Source organism: Synechococcus sp. H55.8 (assembly GCF_047462375.1).
In the GTDB taxonomy this organism is placed as follows: Bacteria; Cyanobacteriota; Cyanobacteriia; order Thermostichales; family Thermostichaceae; genus Thermostichus.
The window spans coordinates 34205-53682 of sequence record NZ_JANSJC010000015.1; the positions used below are offsets into that span (position 1 = coordinate 34205).

The 19478-nt window shown below is 60.0% G+C and carries 16 protein-coding genes; 6 read left to right on the top strand and 10 right to left on the bottom strand.

Annotated features, from left to right (window positions below; genetic code table 11):
• Positions 1–7: 7 nt before the first annotated feature.
• Genes NW862_RS07930 through NW862_RS07940 form a run of 3 tightly spaced genes read left to right on the top strand, consistent with a single transcriptional unit; the run spans position 8 to position 4369 of the window.
• Positions 8–655, top strand: a complete 648-nt coding sequence (locus tag NW862_RS07930; protein WP_414335627.1) for a flavin prenyltransferase UbiX — start codon at positions 8–10, stop codon at positions 653–655.
• A 50-nt stretch (positions 656–705) separates the two neighbouring features.
• On the top strand, positions 706–1377 hold the full coding sequence (locus NW862_RS07935) for an ABC transporter permease (protein ID WP_414367895.1): 672 nt from the start codon (positions 706–708) through the stop codon (positions 1375–1377).
• Positions 1378–1384: 7 nt separating this feature from the next.
• Positions 1385–4369 carry an ATP-binding protein gene (locus NW862_RS07940; protein WP_414427081.1) on the top strand — a complete coding sequence of 995 codons (2985 nt, stop codon included), beginning with the start codon at positions 1385–1387 and terminating at the stop codon, positions 4367–4369.
• 8 nt (positions 4370–4377) lie between these two features.
• On the opposite strand, the gene NW862_RS07945 is transcribed toward NW862_RS07940, so the two are convergent.
• The 3 genes from NW862_RS07945 to ureC form a co-directional block, all read right to left on the bottom strand.
• Complete coding sequence (locus tag NW862_RS07945) at positions 4378–5637, bottom strand: ABC transporter substrate-binding protein (protein WP_414335982.1); 1260 nt, start codon at positions 5635–5637, stop codon at positions 4378–4380.
• Between the two features lie 4 nt (positions 5638–5641).
• Positions 5642–6841 carry an ABC transporter ATP-binding protein gene (locus tag NW862_RS07950; protein WP_414427082.1) on the bottom strand — a complete coding sequence of 400 codons (1200 nt, stop codon included), beginning with the start codon at positions 6839–6841 and terminating at the stop codon, positions 5642–5644.
• An 83-nt stretch (positions 6842–6924) separates the two neighbouring features.
• Positions 6925–8643: an urease subunit alpha gene (ureC, locus tag NW862_RS07955; protein WP_414427083.1), complete on the bottom strand. Its 1719-nt coding sequence runs from the start codon at positions 8641–8643 to the stop codon at positions 6925–6927.
• Positions 8644–8974: 331 nt separating this feature from the next.
• On the opposite strand from ureC, the gene psaA reads away from it, so the two are divergent.
• Together psaA and psaB are read left to right on the top strand one after the other, a co-directional pair.
• Positions 8975–11242, top strand: coding sequence for a photosystem I core protein PsaA (gene psaA / locus NW862_RS07960; RefSeq protein WP_414336982.1), 2268 nt, complete (start codon positions 8975–8977; stop codon positions 11240–11242).
• Positions 11243–11263: 21 nt separating this feature from the next.
• Positions 11264–13498, top strand: a complete 2235-nt coding sequence (gene psaB, locus NW862_RS07965) for a photosystem I core protein PsaB (RefSeq protein WP_414336984.1) — start codon at positions 11264–11266, stop codon at positions 13496–13498.
• A 946-nt stretch (positions 13499–14444) separates the two neighbouring features.
• Here the strand turns inward: psaB and NW862_RS07970 are convergent.
• Genes NW862_RS07970 through NW862_RS08000 form a run of 7 tightly spaced genes read right to left on the bottom strand, consistent with a single transcriptional unit; the run spans position 14445 to position 18384 of the window.
• Positions 14445–15104, bottom strand: a complete 660-nt coding sequence (locus NW862_RS07970) for a Na(+)/H(+) antiporter subunit B (protein ID WP_414336986.1) — start codon at positions 15102–15104, stop codon at positions 14445–14447.
• Positions 15101–15622, bottom strand: coding sequence for a DUF4040 domain-containing protein (locus NW862_RS07975; RefSeq protein ID WP_414335433.1), 522 nt, complete (start codon positions 15620–15622; stop codon positions 15101–15103). Before NW862_RS07975 ends, NW862_RS07970 begins: the two co-directional genes overlap by 4 nt.
• 9 nt (positions 15623–15631) lie before the next feature.
• Entirely contained in the window at positions 15632–15913 is a 282-nt protein-coding gene (locus NW862_RS07980; protein WP_414335431.1) for a monovalent cation/H(+) antiporter subunit G, read from the bottom strand.
• A gap of 22 nt (positions 15914–15935) precedes the next feature.
• A complete protein-coding gene (locus NW862_RS07985; RefSeq protein ID WP_011430584.1) occupies positions 15936–16187 on the bottom strand; it encodes a hypothetical protein in 252 nt (83 codons plus the stop codon).
• Complete coding sequence (locus NW862_RS07990) at positions 16184–16588, bottom strand: Na+/H+ antiporter subunit E (RefSeq protein ID WP_414335429.1); 405 nt, start codon at positions 16586–16588, stop codon at positions 16184–16186. The genes NW862_RS07985 and NW862_RS07990 overlap by 4 nt, the downstream gene beginning before the upstream one ends.
• On the bottom strand, positions 16572–18029 hold the full coding sequence (locus tag NW862_RS07995) for a cation:proton antiporter (RefSeq protein ID WP_414347063.1): 1458 nt from the start codon (positions 18027–18029) through the stop codon (positions 16572–16574). The genes NW862_RS07990 and NW862_RS07995 overlap by 17 nt, the downstream gene beginning before the upstream one ends.
• Positions 18022–18384: a cation:proton antiporter subunit C gene (locus NW862_RS08000; protein ID WP_414335437.1), complete on the bottom strand. Its 363-nt coding sequence runs from the start codon at positions 18382–18384 to the stop codon at positions 18022–18024. The genes NW862_RS07995 and NW862_RS08000 overlap by 8 nt, the downstream gene beginning before the upstream one ends.
• Before the next feature lie 556 nt (positions 18385–18940).
• On the opposite strand from NW862_RS08000, the gene NW862_RS08005 reads away from it, so the two are divergent.
• Positions 18941–19459, top strand: coding sequence for a MarR family winged helix-turn-helix transcriptional regulator (locus tag NW862_RS08005; protein WP_414335425.1), 519 nt, complete (start codon positions 18941–18943; stop codon positions 19457–19459).
• Positions 19460–19478 lie beyond the last annotated feature (19 nt).

Sequence of the window (19478 nt, forward strand, 5' to 3'; positions counted from 1 at the left end):
GCGGCCCTTGACATCCTCTCTGCCCATCATCCTTGGCGTCTCAGGCGCCTCTGGGATGCTTTATGCTGTGCGGGCTTTGCACGTCCTGCTCAGCCTGGATTACCGCGTCGAAGTGGTGGTCTCCAAGGCGGCCTATCAGGTGTGGCAGGGAGAGCAAGGGGTGCTGTTGCCGGTGGATCCCCGGCAGCAGGCGCAATTTTGGCGGCAGCAGGCCGAAAGCGAGGGCGGATCCCTGGTCTGCCACCGTTGGCAGGAGGTGGGGGCAACCATCGCCAGTGGCTCTTATCGCACCCAGGGGATGCTGGTGATCCCGTGCAGCATGGGGACGGTGGCTAAGTTGGCTGCCGGCCTGAGCTCAGATCTGCTGGAGCGGGCGGCCGACGTGCAGCTTAAAGAAGGTCGCCGTCTGGTCATTGTGCCGCGGGAAACCCCCTTTAGCCTGATCCACCTGCGCAACTTGACCACTCTGGCGGAAGCAGGGGTGCGCATTGTCCCGGCCATTCCGGCCTGGTACCACCAGCCGCGCACCCTCTTGGATTTGGTGGATTTTGTCGTGGTGAAGGCGCTGGATCAGTTCGGCATCGACAGCGACCTTATCCAGCGCTGGCAGGGGATGCGCCAGCGGCAGATCCTCAAGCTGCCCCCAGAGGACTAAGGGGATCCCCTCACCCCCAGCCCCTCTCCCAGAGGGAGAGGGGAGTTATCTTGGAGCTTGCTGCCACCTACCCACCCTCGATGAGTCTTTTGGCCAGCTCTTTAAGTTACGCCTACAGCAACAGCGACCTGCTAGTTCAAGCTTTCCTCCAGCACCTACAACTGGTGGCGGTGCCGCTGGGGATCGCGTTGCTGGTGGGCCTGCCCTTGGGTTTTGGCAGCTCCCGCTCGCAGGTGGTTTCCCTCGTGGTGATCAATGCCTTCGGCAGCTTGCGGGTGATCCCCAGCTTGGCGATTTTGTTTTTGGCCATTCCCTACTTTGGCCTTGGCTTTCAGTCGGCGGCGATTGCCCTGACGATCTTGGCCTTGCCCCCCATTTTAATCAGCACGGATGTGGCCTTCCGCAGCCTCGATCCGGCTCTACGCGAAGCTGCTTTGGGAATGGGCATGACGCCGGCGCAGGTGCTACGCCATGTGGAGATCCCCTTGGCGTTGCCGGTAATCTTGGCCGGTGTTAAAACCGCTACTATCGAGGTCATTGCCAGCGCCACGTTGGCGGCCTTTATCGGGGCGGGCGGGCTGGGCAGCTTCATCACGCTGGGGTTTGCCCTCTACGACAACGCTATCCTGTTGGTGGGAGCAATCCCGGTGGCGCTGTTGGCCATTGGTGCCGAAATTCTCCTCGGCGCTTTGCAGCGAGCTCTGGAGCCGCCCCAAGCCTAGGGATCCCATGCTGTTTTCCTCTTCTTCTCCAATGCGCCTGCCCTTCCTCACTTCTCGAGCGGTTCCTTTGCAGGTGGCGCTGCTGTTGCCGCTGCTGTTGGCAGTGGCTGGGGGGGCAGGCGGGGTGGGCTATCTCTCCTGGCGGGCTGGGCGGCAGATGGCGCTGCAGTTGGCCGAGCACCTGAAGAGTGAGGTTAACCATCGCACTGAAGAGCACCTCAGGCGCTATCTCCAAGCCCCCCTTCAGATCAATGCCCTCAATCAAGGGGCAGTCCAGTGGGAGCTACTGCCCAAGTTGGCCGCGCTTCAGCCGCAAGATCTGGAGAGGCTTGAGGCCTATTTTGCCCGCCAGTTGCAGCAGTTTCCCAAGCTGAGCTACATCGGCTTTGTCTCAGCGGAGGGGGGGTTTGTAACCGCCCGCCGCCACACCGATGGGTCGATCTGGATCTACCACACGCCAGGCCTGAAGCCGGGATCCGTCCAGGGCCGCCAGCGGGATCCGGAAAGCGGGGATCCCACCGGCTTGAAGCGGCAGTTGGGCTTTGTGGATTTGCGGCGGCTGTCTTGGTTTCCCGGGATCCTGCAACAGGAAGGGGCCCGCCGTACCTGGGTGGTGAGCAACTTTTTTGTCGAGTTTCCCAATCAGAGGCCGGAGCGGCTGATCCTGACAGCGCTGCCCTTGGCCGAGGCGGAGGGGCGGGTTTACGGCAGCTTGGTGGCTGCTCTCTCGGCTCAGCAACTGCAGGCTTTTCTGGAGGATCTGCAGGCCAGCTTGGCGTATCCAGGGGTGAGCTGGTTGCTGGATGAAGAGGGCCAGGTGGTGGCCGGCAGGGAGGAGCTGTCTCCCCAGCCGCTGCTGCTGGCTGTGCAAGAGCAGGTGGGATCCTGGGCAACGGCGGCCTCTGAAGGTTTGCTGCGCCTCAGGGTGGACGGGATCCCTTACTGGGTGCAGGTGATGGCCATTCAGGATCAATGGGGGCCGGGCTTTTATTTCGTCTACGGGATCCCGGAGGGCGCCCTTTTAGCCCCTGTCTATGCCAGTGCTCGGCAGGCGGCCCTGTTGGGGGGTGGGCTGCTGCTGGGCTTTTTGGCCGCCGGGATCCTCCTCAGCGAAGCCCTCTCTCGTCCGCTGCGCCGCCTTACCCAAATAGCGGAGCAATTTGTGCACACTGAGATCCTGGCCTGGCCCCCTGTGGATCCCGGCCCTATCCAAGAAGTGCAGACCCTGGCCAAGGCTTGGCAGCAGGCGGCCACCAACCAACAAGCTTTGCTGGATCGCCTCTGGCAACAGCAGCAGCAGTACCGCGCTGTGGTGGAGCAGCAGACGGAGCTGATCTGCCGCTCTTTGCCCGATAGCCGCATCACCTATGCTAACCCTGCCTACCTGCGCTTTTTTGGCCGTTCCGCAGAAGAAGCGATAGGTAGCCGTTGGGTGGACTCTCTGCCGCCGCAAGAACGGGAGGCGGTGCTGCAGTCCCTTGCGGCTCTGACGCCTGAGCACCCTTACCACCGCAGCGAGCGGGAGTACCCCGGCGAAGATGGCCAATCCCGCTGGGTGAGCTGGGTGGATCAGGGCATTTTCGACAGCCAGGGCCAACTGGTGGAGATCCTGTCGGTGGGGCGGGAGATCACCGAGCAAAAGCGGATCCAACAGCAGCTAGAAGCCCTCAACCGGGAGCTGGAAGCCCAGGTGGCGCTGCGTACCGCCAAGCTGCAGCAGTCTTTGCGCTTTGAGGCGGTGCTGCGCTCCCTCAGCGGCCAGATGGTGGCCGGCCTCAAGGAGGGGGAGATCCTGGAAGAGGTGGTCAAGAGCCTGGCCGAGGCCCTCAACCTAACCGGCTGTCATATTTTCTTGACTGGCGCCGATGGATCCTCTTGGATCCCGGCTTGCTCGTTTCCGGAGAAGGCGGATCCCGCCTACCTCAACGATCCCGAGCTGAGGCACCTGCTGCACTCCCATGCGTTTCTTGACCAGCCCTGGGAAGTCCACTGCTGTTGTCAAAAGGAGCGAGGGGGGCACTGGGTACAGCTTTTGGCTTGCTCCCTTTGGGACAAGCAAGAGCGGCTGGGGCTGCTGCTGTTGGAGCGGCAGCAGGAGTTTTCCGAAGCGGAGAGACAACTGGCCTATCAGGTGGCCAACCTGTCTGCTCTGGCTCTGCGGCAGGCCCGTCTGTATGAGGCGGCCCAGGCCCAGGTAAAGGAATTGGAGCGGCTCAACCTGCTCAAGGACGATTTCTTGAGCACCGTCTCCCACGAGCTGCGCACCCCCATGACCAATGTGCGCATGGCCCTACAAATGTTGCAAATAGCCCGCGATAACCCCGAGAAGCAGCAGCACTATTTCGCCATCGCCCTCAAGGAATGCAACCGACAAATTGATCTCATCAACGACCTGCTGGACATGCAGCGGCTGGCAGCCGAGAAGTATCTGCTCCAACCCGAAGAGATCTTTCTGCCGCGCTATTTGCGGGATCTGGTGGCGGCAGTTCAGCCCCTGGCCCAGGCCAAAAACCAAAGTTTGCAACTGCACCTAGAAGAGGGGATCCCACCCCTTGAGGCGGATCCCACGGCCCTGGGCCGCATCTTGCGCGAGCTGCTGCACAACGCCGTCAAATACACCGCCCCCGCGGGATCCATCCACCTGCAGGTGGCCTGGGAAGGAGAAGGGATCCTCTTTGTCTGCAGCAACAGCAGCGAGATCCCGGAATCGGAGCTGCCCCGCATCTTTGAGAAGTTCTACCGCATCCCGCAGTCGGATCGCTGGAAGCACGGCGGCACCGGCCTGGGGCTGGCCCTGGTCAAGCAACTGGTGGAGCACATGGGGGGCCAGATCTCCGTCAGCAGCTTGGAAGGATGGACGCATTTTCGCGTTTGGCTGCCCCAAGCCAGAACAGCATCTCACCTGCAGAAACAGAGAAGCGAAAGCTCCCCTCTCCCTGAGGGAGAGGGGCTGGGGGTGAGGGAGTCCCCCAGGGAGAGGGGCTGGGGGTGAGGGGCCACCTATCCCGGCAAAACCTGTTGCTGCCAGAGGGCTTCCAGTTGCACCGTGTATTCGGGGTGGACGATGGGCACAGCGCCGGCGATGGCCTCGCGAATGGGGATCCCGGCGGCAGCTTCTAGCTGGGCAAAGTTGGTCTGCAGCTCGGCAGACAGACGACGGATATCGATCAGGGGCAGATCCCCCCACACATCCGGCTTGAACTTTTCCAGTTGTCCTTCCGGGCTGGCCAAGAGCTCCGCCAAAACCATTGCCCCCCAAGGGTTGGCCGCGTTGATGGGAATGGCCGTGAACGAGGGATCGATCAAGCTGGTGCCGGGGATTCCATAGGGGGTGGTGCTGGGGGGAAACTGGCCGTTGCCCTTGCGCAAGATCACCTGGTCGATAAAGGTGGGGATCAGCCACACCTCGCCGTTGGCAAATAGTTCCGCCAGGCGGGCAAAGGTGGGTGGATAGGTTTGCCCTCGCCGCCACAACAAGGGATCCAGCTTTTTCAGGTAGTCCACCAGAGCGGGGGATTGTTGCGCCCAAAGCTCGGCATTGAACTCCGGCCCGCTGTATTGGGCATGGCCTCCTGTCACACCGTAGAAGGCGCTCAACAGAAAGCGGCTACCGTGAAAATCCGGCGGGGCCACGTAGGCGAACCGGCCTGGATTGGCCTCGGCCCAGGCCAACAATTCGGCATAGCTCCGGGGCGGATTGGGCACCCGTTCGGCATTGTAGGCCATCAGGAAATAGTTGCCGGTGTAGGGGGCAGAATAGCCTTCGGTGGGCAGGCCAAAATCCGTTGCGATATCGGCAGGGTTGTAGAACTGCAGGCTGGGCAGTTTCTGGGCAAAGGGGCCGTAGAGCAAGTTCCCCTGCTTGAGGGTGCGGAAATTGTTGCCGTTGATCCAAATCAGATCAAGGCTGCCGCCGCTGCGCAACCCGGCCTGCACCTCTCCAATCACTTTGTTGACCGCTTCCACGGTATCCGTGAGCGGGATCCGGTTCAAACGAATGTCATGGCGCTCTTGCAACTGCCGCTTGACCCAGCCATCCACAAAACCGTTGATGGCCTCGCTGCCGCTCCACATGGCCCAATTCACCTGGCTGCCCCGCGCCCGCTCCAGGATATCTGCCCAGCTCAGGGATCCCAACTCCACTGGGTTCTCGCCGGTGTTTTGCGCCAGAGGAGAGCTTTGCCCAACCAGCCAAGCCCCTAGGGATCCCAGGCCCGCCAACACCTGCCGCCGCTTCCAGAAAACGCCTTTGGGTTGCATGGCCTCACCTCTGTCTAGGTTCCAGATTCAACTTAACCCCCCTCTCCCAAAGGGAGAGGGGTCGGGGGTGAGGGCTGGGAGAGGGGCCGGGGGTGGTCGCGTGAGCGGCGCGGAGCGCTTGGGCTGGGAGAGGGGCCGGGGGTGAGGGCTCCCCCTCCACAGGCCACAAAGCCTCTGGCGGCAAATGGATCCACACCGCCTGCCCGGGCGCAAACATCTGGTGGGGGTTCACCCACGCCTCTAGGTTGCCCCAGCCGGTTCGGAGCTGCAGCCGGCGCTGAGGGCCCGCAAAGCGCTCCGCCACCACCTGGGCCGGGAAAACATTCTCGGCCAACCCCGGCGGCTGGGGAAACACCTGCACCTGCTCCGGGCGCACCGTCAGCCGCACCTGACCTTGGAGGGGCACAGCGCTTTTTAAGAGGATCCCGGTGCTGAGGCGAAGTTGGTGACCTTCCCCCTGAGCATCGAGAAAATTGACCCCGCCAAAAAAGCGGGCAACCCGCTCGGAGCGCGGCCGCTGATAAAACTCCGCCGGGGATCCCACCTGGTGCAACTGCCCCGCAAACATCAGGCCAATGCGGTGGGCCATGGCCGTGGCTTCCACTTGGTCGTGGGTAACCAGCACCGTCGTCACACCCGTTTCCGCCTGCAGCTCCCGGATCAAGGCCTGCATCTCTTGGCGCAGGTTGGCATCCAAAGCCGATAAAGGCTCATCCAACAGCAGCAGCTTGGGCCGGATCACCAAGGCCCGCGCCAGGGCCACCCGCTGCGCCTGTCCGCCCGAAAGCTGACTGGGCCGGCGCTGAGCAAACCCGGCCAATTGTACCCGCTCCAACATGCGCAAGGCCGCTGCCTCTCGCTCTGCCCGGGGAACACCCCGCATCTTCAGGCCAAAAGCCACGTTTTCCCCCACGCTCAGGTGGGGAAACAGACGGCTGTGCTGGGAGAGCAAAGTCACGCCGCGCCGCTCTGGTGGCCGAGGGTTGAGCAGGATCCCGTCCAGCCAAATTTCTCCCGGATGGGGCCAGGGATCCGGCTCCAGCAGGCCGGCGATGAGATTGAGAGTGGTGGACTTACCACAGCCCGATGGGCCCAGCAGGGCGAAGATCTCCCCTGGCTCCACTGTCAAAGACAAGTCCCTCAGGGCAGGGATCCCTTGCTTGTGGAAGCGTTTGCTGAGATGGCGAAGAACAAGGTGGCCCATGCTCAGGTTACGCGGCTAGGGTTAGCCAATCCGTTCCGCTGTCAGTCGTATCCCAGATGCTCGACCCTCAAGCTGAGAAAAGCCTAGAACAAAAAGTATCGTTGCGCCATCGGCAGGACTTCTGCCGGCTCACAGGTGAGCAATTCTCCATCGGCCCGTACTTCATAGGTCTCCGGGTCGACCTCGATGTGAGGGGTGCTGCTGTTGAGTTTCAAATCCGCCTTGCCGATCTCGCGGCAATTCTTGACCGCTACGGCCCGGCGTTGGATCCCCAGTTTTTCTGGGATCCCCAGGTCTAGGGCAGCCTGGGAGACAAAGAGCAGGCTGGTCTCGCTCAGGGCGCGGCCAAAGCTGCCGAACATAGGCCGAGGGTACACCGGCTGCGGAGTTGGAATCGAGGCGTTGGGATCCCCCATTTGGGCATAGGCAATCAAGCCCCCCTTCAGGACGATCTCCGGCTTAACCCCAAAGAAAGCCGGCTTCCACAGGCACAGATCCGCCAGCTTGCCCACCTCTACCGAGCCGATGATGTGGCTGAGGCCCTGGGCAATGGCAGGGCAGATGGTGTACTTAGCTACGTAACGCTTGGCCCGAAAGTTGTCGTTGCGGCTGCTATCCTGCGGCAGAGGCCCCCGTTGCACTTTCATTTTGTGGGCGGTTTGCCAGGTGCGAATGATCACTTCTCCCACCCGGCCCATGGCCTGGGAGTCGGAAGAGATGATGCTGAGGGCCCCCATGTCGTGCAAGATGTCTTCGGCGGCAATGGTTTGGGGGCGAATGCGGCTTTCGGCAAAAGCAATGTCCTCTGGCACCTCTTTGCTCAGGTGATGGCACACCATCAGCATGTCCAGGTGCTCTTCGATGGTGTTGCGGGTAAAGGGACGGGTGGGATTGGTGGAGCTGGGCAGCACGTTGGGCTCGGAAGCAATGCGGATGATGTCGGGGGCGTGCCCACCTCCGGCCCCTTCAGTATGAAAGGTGTGAATGGTGCGGCCATTGATGGCGGCGATGGTATCTTCCACAAAGGCCGACTCATTTAAGGTATCGGTGTGGATCAGGGTCTGGATGTCGTATTCATCCGAAACCTGCAGACAGCTATCGATCACCGCCGGCGTCGATCCCCAGTCTTCGTGGATCTTCAGCCCGCAGGCCCCCGCTTCCACCTGCTCCCGCAGAGCTTCAGGAAACGCCGCGTTCCCCTTGCCAAAAAAGCCCAAGTTGACCGGAAACCCTTCCGCCGCCTGCAACATCTTCCCCAAGTTCCAGGCCCCCGGTGTGCAGGTGGTGGCGTTGCTGCCTGTGGCCGGCCCGGTTCCGCCACCCAAAAGGGTAGTCACTCCCGAAGCGATGGCAAACTCGCACAGTTGAGGACAAATGAAATGCACATGGGCGTCGATCCCGCCTGCCGTCAGGATCAAGTTTTCGCCGGCAATCACCTCGGTGCTGGGGCCAACCACCATGCCTGGTGTCACCCCCGTCTGGATGTTGGGGTTGCCGGCCTTGCCGATGCCGACAATGTAGCCGTCGCGAATGCCCACATCGGCTTTGACGATGCCCCACCAGTCCAAGATCAGGGCGTTGGTGATCACCAGATCCAGAGCCCCGTTGGCGCGGGTGGCCGTCGGCGATTGCCCCATGCCGTCGCGGATGGTCTTGCCGCCGCCGAACTTAATCTCCTCGCCGTAGGTGGTGAAATCCTGCTCCACCTCGATGATCAGCTCGGTATCCGCCAGACGCACTCGATCCCCTACTGTGGGGCCGTAGTTGCTGACGTACTGGCGACGGGGAATTTCCAGAGTCATAGAAGGACATCTGCGCAGGAAGCTGTCAGCTTTCTACCACATATCCCCGCCCAGAGGATCCCTTGCTGCCCGTTGCCCAGTTCCCAGCGTTCATTTCACCAGAGCAGATTGGGTTGGTGAAAATTCGTTACATATATTTACATCTACAATTGGAAAAACGATTGCCAATCGACGCCGACCCCGATCAGACAAGGGATCCCTCGTTTAATTATTGTGAAGCGACGGGGGGTTTACAAACCCTGACCTATAATGCCTGGTAAGTCCCGCCCTGGGGGGTTTCCTGACGATGGGCGGGAATGCTTCGTTCCTTGTCGCAAGAGAGGAGTTCTTGATGACAACTACACCCAAGGAGCGAGAGCCAAAGGTTAAGGTGACGGTTGATATCGATCCGGTTCCCACCTCATTTGAGAAATGGGCCAAGCCGGGACACTTCGATCGCAGCCTGGCGCGTGGCCCCAAGACCACGACCTGGATCTGGAACCTCCACGCTCTTGCTCATGACTTCGATAGTCACACCAGCGACCTAGAAGACGTCTCTCGCAAGATCTTTTCTGCGCACTTCGGCCACCTGGCGGTGGTCTTTGTCTGGCTGAGCGGCATGTACTACCACGGCGCTCAGTTCTCCAACTACTCCGCTTGGCTGGCGGATCCGATCAATGTCAAGCCCAGCGCCCAAGTGGTCTGGCCCATCTTCGGCCAGGAGATCCTCAACGGCGATGTGGGCGGCGGCTTTGAAGGGATCCGCATCACGTCGGGCCTATTTCACCTCTGGCGGGCTGCCGGCATCACCAATGAGTTTCAACTCCTCTGCACCGCTATTGGTGGCTTGGTGATGGCTGGCCTCTGCCTGTTTGCCGGCTGGTTCCACTACCACAAGCGGGCTCCCAAGCTGGAGTGGTTCCAGAACGTGGAGTCGATGCTCAACCACCACCTGGCGGGCCTGCTGGGGCTGGGCTCTCTGGCCTGGGCCGGTCACCAAATTCATGTGGCCATCCCCATCAACAAGATGTTGGATGCGGGCGTGCCGGCGGCTCAGATCCCTCTGCCCCACGAGTTCATCCTCAAGCCGGCCCTGATGAAGGAGATGTTCCCCAGTGTGGATTGGGGCTTCTTCAGCGGGGTGGTGCCTTTCTTTACGTTGGACTGGGGCAAGTACGCGGAGTTCCTCACCTTCAAGGGGGGCTTGGATCCGCAAACCGGCGCCCTCTGGCTGACGGATCAGGCCCACCACCACCTGGCCATTGCCGTGCTGTTTATCGTGGCGGGCCACATGTACCGCACCAACTGGGGCATCGGCCACTCCATTAAAGAGATCCTGGAAGCCCACAAGGGCCCCTTCACCGGCGAAGGCCACAAGGGTCTCTACGAAGTGCTGACCAGCTCCTGGCATGCCCAACTGGCCATCAACCTGGCCATGGTGGGATCCCTGAGCATCATCGTGGCCCAGCACATGTACGCCATGAACCCCTACCCCTACATGGGCATCGACTACGCCACGCAGATCTCCCTCTTTACCCACCACATGTGGATAGGGGGACTGTTCATTGTTGGCGGCGCTGCCCACGGGGCCATCTACATGGTGCGGGACTATGACCCGGCGGTGAACCGCAACAACGTGCTGGATCGGGTAATCCGCCACCGCGACGCCATCATCAGCCACCTGAACTGGGTGTGTCTGTTCCTGGGCTTCCACGCCTTCGGCTTCTACGTCCACAACGACACCATGCAGGCGCTGGGCCGTCCGCAGGACATGTTCTCGGACACCGGTATCCAACTGCAGCCCATTTTTGCCCAGTGGATTCAATCCCTGCACACCAACGCCATCGCCAGCACCGCTCCCTACGTGGGCGCTTCGGTAAGCCCCATCTTCGGCGGCGACGTGGTGGCCGTGGGCGGCAAGGTGTCCATGATGCCGATGGTGCTGGGCACGGCGGACTTCATGGTGCACCACATCCACGCCATGACCATCCACATCACGGTGTTGATCCTGCTCAAGGGGGTGCTCTTTGCCCGCTCTTCCCGACTGATCCCCGATAAGGCCAAGCTGGGCTTCCGCTTCCCCTGCGACGGGCCAGGCCGCGGCGGCACCTGCCAGGTCTCCGGCTGGGATCACGTCTTCCTGGGGCTGTTCTGGATGTACAACGCCATCTCGATTGTGATCTTCCACTTCAGTTGGAAGATGCAGAGCGACATCTGGGGCACCGTCAACCCGGACGGCACGATTGAGCACATCACGGGCGGCAACTTTGCAGCCAGCGCCGTCAACATCAACGGCTGGTTGCGGGACTTCCTGTGGGCGCAATCGGTGCAGGTGATCAACTCCTACGGCTCGGCGCTGTCGGCCTATGGGCTGCTCTTCTTGGGCGCCCACTTCGTCTGGGCCTTCAGCTTGATGTTCCTGTTCAGCGGCCGTGGCTACTGGCAGGAGCTGATTGAGTCGATTGTCTGGGCGCATAACAAACTGAAAGTCGCTCCGGCCATTCAACCCCGCGCCCTGAGCATCATCCAGGGTCGGGCGGTCGGTGTGGCCCACTACCTGCTGGGTGGGATCGTCACCACGTGGGCGTTCTTCCTGGCACGGTTTGCCGCACTCGGCTAAGGCAAGGAGGAAGAGAGAATCATGACAACTGCAACTCGTTTTCCGCAATTCAGCCAAGACCTGGCCAGTGATCCCACCACTCGACGTCTGTGGTATGGCATTGCCACCGCCCATGACTTCGAGACCCACGATGGCATGACGGAGGAGCGGCTTTACCAAAAGCTGTTTGCCACCCACTTCGGCCATCTGGCGATCATCTTCCTGTGGGCCTCGGGCAACGTCTTCCACATCGCCTGGCAAGGCAACTACGAGCAATGGGTGGCCAACCCCACCGGCGTCACCCCCATCGCCCACGCTATCTGGGATCCCCAGTTCGGCAAGGCGGCGGTGGAAGCCTTCACCCAACCTGGAGGCGGTGGCCCTGTCAACGCGGCCTACTCCGGCCTCTACTACTGGTTCAACACCATCGGCCTGCGCACCAACGGCGATCTCTACACCGGTGCCATCGGCCTGCTGTTGTTGGCGGCGGTGTTCCTGTTTGCCGGCTGGCTGCACCTGCAGCCCCGCTTCCGGCCCAGCCTGAGCTGGTTCAAGAACGCTGAAGCCCGCCTCAACCACCACCTGGCCGGCTTGTTCGGCGTCAGCTCGCTGGCCTGGACGGGCCACCTGGTGCACGTGGCCATCCCCGAGTCGCGCGGTCAGCACGTGGGCTGGGACAACTTCCTCACCACGCTGCCCCACCCGGCGGGACTGAAGCCCTTCTTCACCCTTAACTGGGGGGTGTATGCCCAGAACCCAGATACGGCCAACCACGTCTGGGGCACGGCAGAAGGGGCGGGCACGGCCATCCTCACCTTCTTGGGCGGCTTTAACCCCAACACGCAGTCCCTGTGGCTGACGGACATGGCCCACCACCACCTGGCCATTGCGGTAATCTTCATCGTCGCCGGCCACATGTACCGCACCAACTGGGGTATCGGCCACAGCATCCGCGAGATCCTGGGCGCCCACAACCCGCCCAAGGGCACTCCCTTCGGGGGCCTGTTGGGCGAAGGGCACAAGGGCCTCTACGACACGGTCAACAACTCCCTGCACTTCCAGTTGGCGTTGGCGCTGGCTTCTTTGGGAGTGGTGACCTCGCTGGTGGCGCAGCACATGTACGCCCTCAACCCCTACGTGTTCATGTCCATGGATCACACCACGGAGGCGGCTCTCTACACCCATCACCAGTACATTGCTGGGTTCTTGATGGTGGGGGCTTTTGCCCATGGGGCCATCTTCCTGGTGCGGGACTACGATCCCGAAGCCAACAAGAACAACGTGCTGGCGCGGGTGCTGGATCACAAGGAGGCGATCATCTCCCACCTGAGCTGGGTATCGCTGTTCTTGGGCTTCCACACGCTGGGGCTGTACGTCCACAACGATGTCATGCAAGCCTTTGGCACGCCGGAGAAGCAGATCCTGATCGAGCCGGTGTTTGCTCAGTTCATTCAAGCTTCCCACGGCAAGATGATCTACGGCATGGACGTGCTGTTGTCCAACCCGGATAGCATCGCCTCTACGGCTTGGCCCAACTACGGCAACGTGTGGCTGCCCGGCTGGCTGCAAGCCATCAATGACCCCAATGGGTTCCTCTTCCTGCCCATTGGCCCTGGCGACTTCCTGGTGCACCACGCCATTGCTCTCGGCCTGCACACCACGACGTTGATCCTGGTCAAAGGGGCGTTGGATGCCCGCGGCTCTAAGCTGATGCCGGACAAAAAAGACTTCGGCTACAGCTTCCCCTGCGACGGGCCGGGTCGGGGCGGCACCTGCGACATCTCCGCCTGGGATGCCTTCTACCTGGCCATGTTCTGGATGCTGAACACCATTGGCTGGGTGACCTTCTACTGGCACTGGAAGCACCTGGGGATCTGGAGCGGCAACACCGCCCAGTTCAACGAGAACTCCACCTACCTGATGGGCTGGCTGCGGGATTATCTCTGGGCCAACTCGGCTCAGTTGATCAACGGCTACAACCCCTACGGAATGAATAACCTGGCGGTTTGGGCCTGGATGTTCCTGTTCGGCCACTTGGTCTGGGCGACTGGGTTCATGTTCTTGATCTCCTGGCGCGGCTACTGGCAAGAGCTGATCGAGACCCTGGTCTGGGCGCACGAGCGCACCCCCTTGGCCAAGCTGATCCGCTGGAAAGATAAGCCGGTGGCTATGTCGATTGTGCAGGGTCGGTTGGTGGGTCTGGCCCACTTCACAGTGGGGTATGTCCTGACCTACGCGGCCTTTGTTATCGCCTCGACAGCCTCCCAGTCTGGGTAACTAATAACCCAGATGTCAATAGATGGCTTGGATCCCTCGCCCATTGGCGGGGGATTTTTATTGGGTTGGCTTAGACGACTAGAAAGTTAAGTTTCACAAAGTTGCATTGACTTTTTGCTCGCGCTAATCCTAGGCTGCCTCTAGTTGAGAAAAGTTGTCAAAAATATCGCGAGTTGAAGGTTGCTATGCTTACTGCTTGCACCAGTAGAGAGGTATTTAGTGGGGGCAGTTACTGCTGGATGCAGGTATGTTTGGGATCTGTTCAACAACTAACCATCAACTATTCATGAAACGCAGAAAGCCGAGTAAGTGAGAATTTCCGGATTGCTCTTGCGATAGACAAGGAAGGTGAAAAATGGCAGGCATCTTGTCAGAGGACAATAAAAGCCAGAAAAGTACTCTAGCCAGCCTCTTGATCAGAGTCATTGAAAAAATCTTAATCACATCAGGGTCTGTAGCAGTCGCAGGCTTTTTCGTTTGGGTATTAGGATTTCCTCAGCCTCCTACTTTTCTGCTACGTTTTCTTTTTGCGTTTCTTTTACTTGACCTGATATCTTGGGGATTGGATAAGCTCTCACAATACTGGAACTATCGACACTCAAAATCAATTGTATATGCTTCAACTCCCCTCATTTCCATAGTGGCCTTCTGGGCAGTATTTTGCCGTTGTCCAATCAATGTTATTTTGAGTGACGGCCATTGGCGGATATTAGCACTCCTTCTACTGTATCCTGCCTATAAAGTGTTCCGTATTGTCTGGGAGATCTTGAGATCTGAAAGCAGCAAAACAGTGTAAAGGTGAAAGCCGTTGATCTAATCCATTGCACTAAACTTAAACGGGATCCCTTTTTTTGCGTCCAGTGGGGCAGCGCAGTTGAGTCCTTATCTGCAATGTCGGTAATTTTTTGCCGGGACAGAGGTGCTTCCCATCAACCCATCTAGACCCTCATAACAGGCCGCGGTAGCGAATAAAAATTAAGATTGCCGCCCAGGATCCCAGCGCCACCTTGATTGCCACCAAAATGTTGAGAATCGGGATCCAGCCACCGCTGAAAAGGGATCCCAGCTCGCCCTTGGGCAGCTCCCAACCGGCCAGGGCGATGACAGCCACGCCGATAAACGTCACCACCGACAGCTTCTCCCACATCGCGGCTTGCCACCGCTTGTAGATGGCCTCCATCCAGGTCGAAGAGGCGGTGATCGCCACCAAGCCAATTGCCGTTCCTCCCGCCACGCCGGCGGCAAACCCCCCACCCGGCGTCAGGTGACCCCGAATGGCCAGCTCCACCCCAATCAGGGCAGAAATGGTGGCCCCCACCCGCGCCAGCACGATCGAGGGAATGTCGGTAAATTGAGCTACATTGGCCGTCGGTCGCTCATCCGCCAGCAGGTATTGCGCGCCCAGAATTGCCGCGGAAAATACAACTACTTCGAAAACCGTGTCGTAAAGGCGGTTGCGCAAGATCAAACCTGTCACCGTATTGGGCACGCCGCTTTCTCCGGCTAGAGTCGATACAGGTTCAACAGCAGGCAAAACAGCTCCTGCATCGGCGACCACGAGCTGCAATGCTGCCAGCAGCACCGCCACCCCATACAACCACCTCATGGCAAGAAGACCTCAGAAAGCAGGGCTTGTTGCGCCAAGATGGCCTGCAGGCGGGGCACGCGCGTTACCAAGCGATACTCTGCCACCTCCTCATCGGGCTCAAGGGCAATGGTGTGCACCTCTCGGCTGTGAAGGGCAGCCAACAAGGCCTCTGAACTCCCATAGACGGCCAACTCCAAACGCATGTGGTACCGCTGTAGTGCTTGGCGCATCTGCTGTAACAACTGCTGTGCTGCTGAGGTACCGGCCTCCAACACAGGACTGCCTTCGAGAACGCCCAAGCGCATACTCAACGAGGAACGCACCGCGATGGCATAGAGCGTAATGGAAAGCATGGTGCCCACCAGCGCCTCGGTGAGCGCCACATCCGCCGCCCCAAACAAGGCATAGATCAGAGCAGCGATGGATCCCAGAATGCCGCGCATCACCAAGGCATGATAGGGATTGGTCTGGGTCACCACCAAGCCTGCCGTCAAGGGCAGCAGCAGGGCGATCACCAGCAACAAGGTCTCTTCCATCCTGTCCTCCTATAGGGACTTGCGCTGCGAGCAAAACGCCAGCACATAGCCCAAGATGGTGTTCCAAATGGCCAAGGAAATCAGCGCCAACACCAGCAGAGGCCACTCCCTTGGGATCCGCAGCAACAGCCCCAGTATGATGCTCATGGATCCCAGGGTGTCGGACACCGAAAGGCCGTGCAGCTTAAACAAAATCGAGCGATCCCCAAGGAGCGGCGCCGTTCCCCACAGCCAAAACAGCACCCCGATCCCAAACAGAAGATAGCTGAGAGCTTCCATTAAGATTTCCATATTCCCCAGACTAAGAATATCTTTAGAGCATTTCCAAGCGCTTGAGCACGTGGGCCAGCAGCATCAGGGCCGCGTTACCCACCGACAAAATCAAGACCCCCACGATCCCGATCATCCAGTCATCCCGCACCACGGATACCACCAAAACCAGGATGGCCGTCTTGGTGGATAAGCTGGCAAAAGCCAGCATCGTCTGCCAAATATCCTCCTTCAGCCAGGCGGCATACAGCGGCAGGCATAGGGTCAAAGTCAGCAGAAACAGCAGTAGGTTCACGCCTCCTCCCGTGGTTTGAGCAGATGCACCTCGTAGGTGCCTTGGGCATCGCAATTGAGCACAATGGTTTTGGGCGTAAAAGTAATCAAAAAGATATCGAGAAACACCAGCCCCGCCGAACGATTGGGGAGAGTTTGTTTGTATACAACCTCCTCTACGGTGTGGGGCCTGAGGATCATCTCAAAGGCCTCCCAGTAAGCTTTCGGAACGGCGAAAACAATCTCCTTGAGCACCCGTCCCCAATCCCGCCACCGCACCGGCGCAGAGGCCTGACGAGGCAGCAGCAGCGTCGCCGCCACCCCGATGGCCACATTGTCCCAGCTCAGATTGCCCGTCAGCAGGAACCAAATCAAAAGCCGCAGGCCAATTTCCAGTAAGCCCAACTCAGGGTAGCGTCCCATAATTCCACCCAGCTAACAAAACCCAAACCAACACCAACACCACACTCAAGCCGCCCACCACAGCCTCCAGCCCCTCATTCACCGACCTTCTCTGCCAAGGGATCCGCTCCCAAAACCAGCCCAGGGGGATCCCGGCACCCAAGCTGAGCAGTGCCTTAAGGAGATTATCGACGTCGTAGGCCGCCGGCAGCCAGCCCCAGAGCAAGCCGCCGCCCCAAAGGGCCAAGGCCGCCTGGTCTTGCCAACTGGAGGGGATGTTCCCGCTGATTTGAGAAGGAGATGACCGCAGCACTCGCACAGCCACACAGGTGGTGCCGATGGTAACCCCAACCAGCAGCCACTCGTGCCAGGGATCCAGAGCCGACAAGGTGAGGGCCTTGGCTGCATACCCCAAACTGCCGGGCACCCCTGCCAGAGAGGCCGCCCCCAAGATCAACATCGGCCAGCGCCAGCGACTCGTTATCGCCGTCCCCACAAACAACAGAGGCTTTGCCAACCCATGGGCCAGGCCGTACAAACCTGCCCACTGAGGGGCGGCAATTACAAATCCCATCTGCGAGACCGAGCTCCAGGCCAAAAGGCGCTGGGGCGTGCTGGCCATCAAAGCCAGGAGGATCCCAAAAACGGCTGAGCCGGCGCTCAAGTAGGACAACCCCTGGGCCAAGGCCGGCGAAGCCTCGCTGCAGTGCACCAAGGCCATGGCACCTGCTTTGGTCGTAAAGCCGCTGAGCACCGCCGCGATAACGGGATCCGCGGTGATGTAGGTGAGGGGCAGCCACAGGCCGGCGACGAAGACCGCCCCCTTGGCCAAAAGACCCACGGCAATCAGCGCCAAAGCCGTGGGGGTAGCCATGGCCAGGCTGCTCATCGCCAGGGATCCGGTGCGCACGTAGACCAGGATTGCGCCCATCAAGTAGAAGAGCATGGCCACATTGCTCATGAACAGGTAGCGCAGCCCCACCCAAAGCTGGCGGTCGCGATGATCCCCTGCCGTCGGCTGGGACTCAGCCCGGCGCCCGTAGGTGAGCAGCAAAAACACACCAATGCTGAGCACCTCTAGGGCAACATAGACACTGATCAGGTCGGCGCTGATGACGACGGCGTTGGCGCTGCCGTGGACGATCAGCAACTGCATGGCCAGAAAGCGGCTGCCCACAAAGCGCCGATCCAGATACAGCGCCACCCCCAGCGTTATCAGTCCATGGGCCAAGAGCATGGCTGCTGCGTTGGCGTCGATCCGCAGCGTCACCCCGAAGTGATCCAGCAACTGAAGCTCTAACGGCGCCGCAGTTGTTCCCGGCAACCCCCCCTGGTACACTGCATAGGTCACCGTCAGCGCGGCCATCCCCACCAAGCTGGGACGGGTCAAGGCGGGCATCAAGTAGGTGGCAAAGGCAAACAAAAAGGGTAGCGCCACCCAGACCAGCGTCAGCTCAGTCATCGGTAAAAGTGCTCCGCCCCGCTGACGCGACCGCCTGTTCGATGCTCTCCACTTCGAGGGTGGGATGGTTGCGGGACAACTTCATCACCCCCACCAACATCAGGGCTTGTACCGACAGACCGATGACGATGGCCGTGAGGATGATCCCCTGAGGTACGGGGTCGGCATAGTCCAGCTCGCGCCAGGGCTTGTAGATAGGGGTGAACACACCGCTGCGGGCGGCCCAGATCACGAAGAAGGCGATGACCCCGGTGCTCATGACATCCATGGCCAGGATCTTCATAATGAGATTGCGCTTGACCACGACTCCCCAAAAGCCAAGGAAGATCGTGAGGGTGATGGCGGCATTTAACATGGGCACCTCGCTTGCTGCGCTCGAGCCATCCGGTTGCTAAGTCGTTCATTTCGTCCCGCTTACGCGATCAGTATCCAGCTTCCGCGGTCGCAGCAGCTAGAGGGCCGGTGCCAGACAGTCTGTGGCAGGTTGCAACCCTGCCGGGATCTCAATCTCCCCAACAAGGCCGGATCCCGAAGTCGAAAGAGTTGCAGATCCAGGTAGGCAGCTTGAGCCAACTGCCGGTCAGCTCTGGGGCTTGGTGGGATCCTGGTCATACACCTCTCATAGCAAAGTCAGAATCAATGGGGGCTGCTCGCAGTTTAGGCTGTTTTTACTTATGCTAGTGGGACGAAGTTCTGGGTTCTGCAGCAGCAGCTCCCTTGTGAGCGACAGGTCGTCGAGACCCTCCCCGCCGGAAAAGCCTCCACCCTGGCTCAGTCCTGCCCCTGGATGCGGATACGGTTGGAGCTGCTGCCGGAAGCATCGTTAATTTGCGTTAGAACTATACTACAGTCGGCTATCATGGAGCCGAGACTTTCCTCTGGGGGTGAGTCCCCTTCAGCGATCTTCAACTATGCCCACTCCTGTCGACCCTGCCCTGCCTGACGTTCCGGAAAGCGAGGTTCGCAAGCCTGAAGACTCCTCCGTCCCGTCGACGCGAACAATTCTGGCGGCCCGTGAGCCTTTTTTGGGGGTGGTGCGGGATCTGGTGCGGGCCTACCAAGCCTTTGAAAATTATGCCGGGGTTCACATTCGGCAAATGGGGCTGACCGCCCCCCAATTTGATGTGTTGGTGACCCTCGGCAACACTCCCGGCATGACCATGAATGTCTTGGCCCAAAAAACCCTGGTTACCAAAGGGACACTGACCGGCATTGTGGATCGTCTGGAACAGAAGGGGCTGGTGCGCCGGCAAGTGCCGCCAGAGAACCGCCGCTGCTTCAGGGTCGTGCTGACAGAGGCGGGGGAGAAACTGTTTGAGGAAATTTTTCCGGCCCACATCGCCTACTTGAAAGAGCGCTTCCAAAAGTTGGATCCCTCCGAGCTGGCGGAGATCCAGGCCTGTCTCAAAAAGCTGCACGCTATTTTCTAGGATGCACCCTTAGATTTTC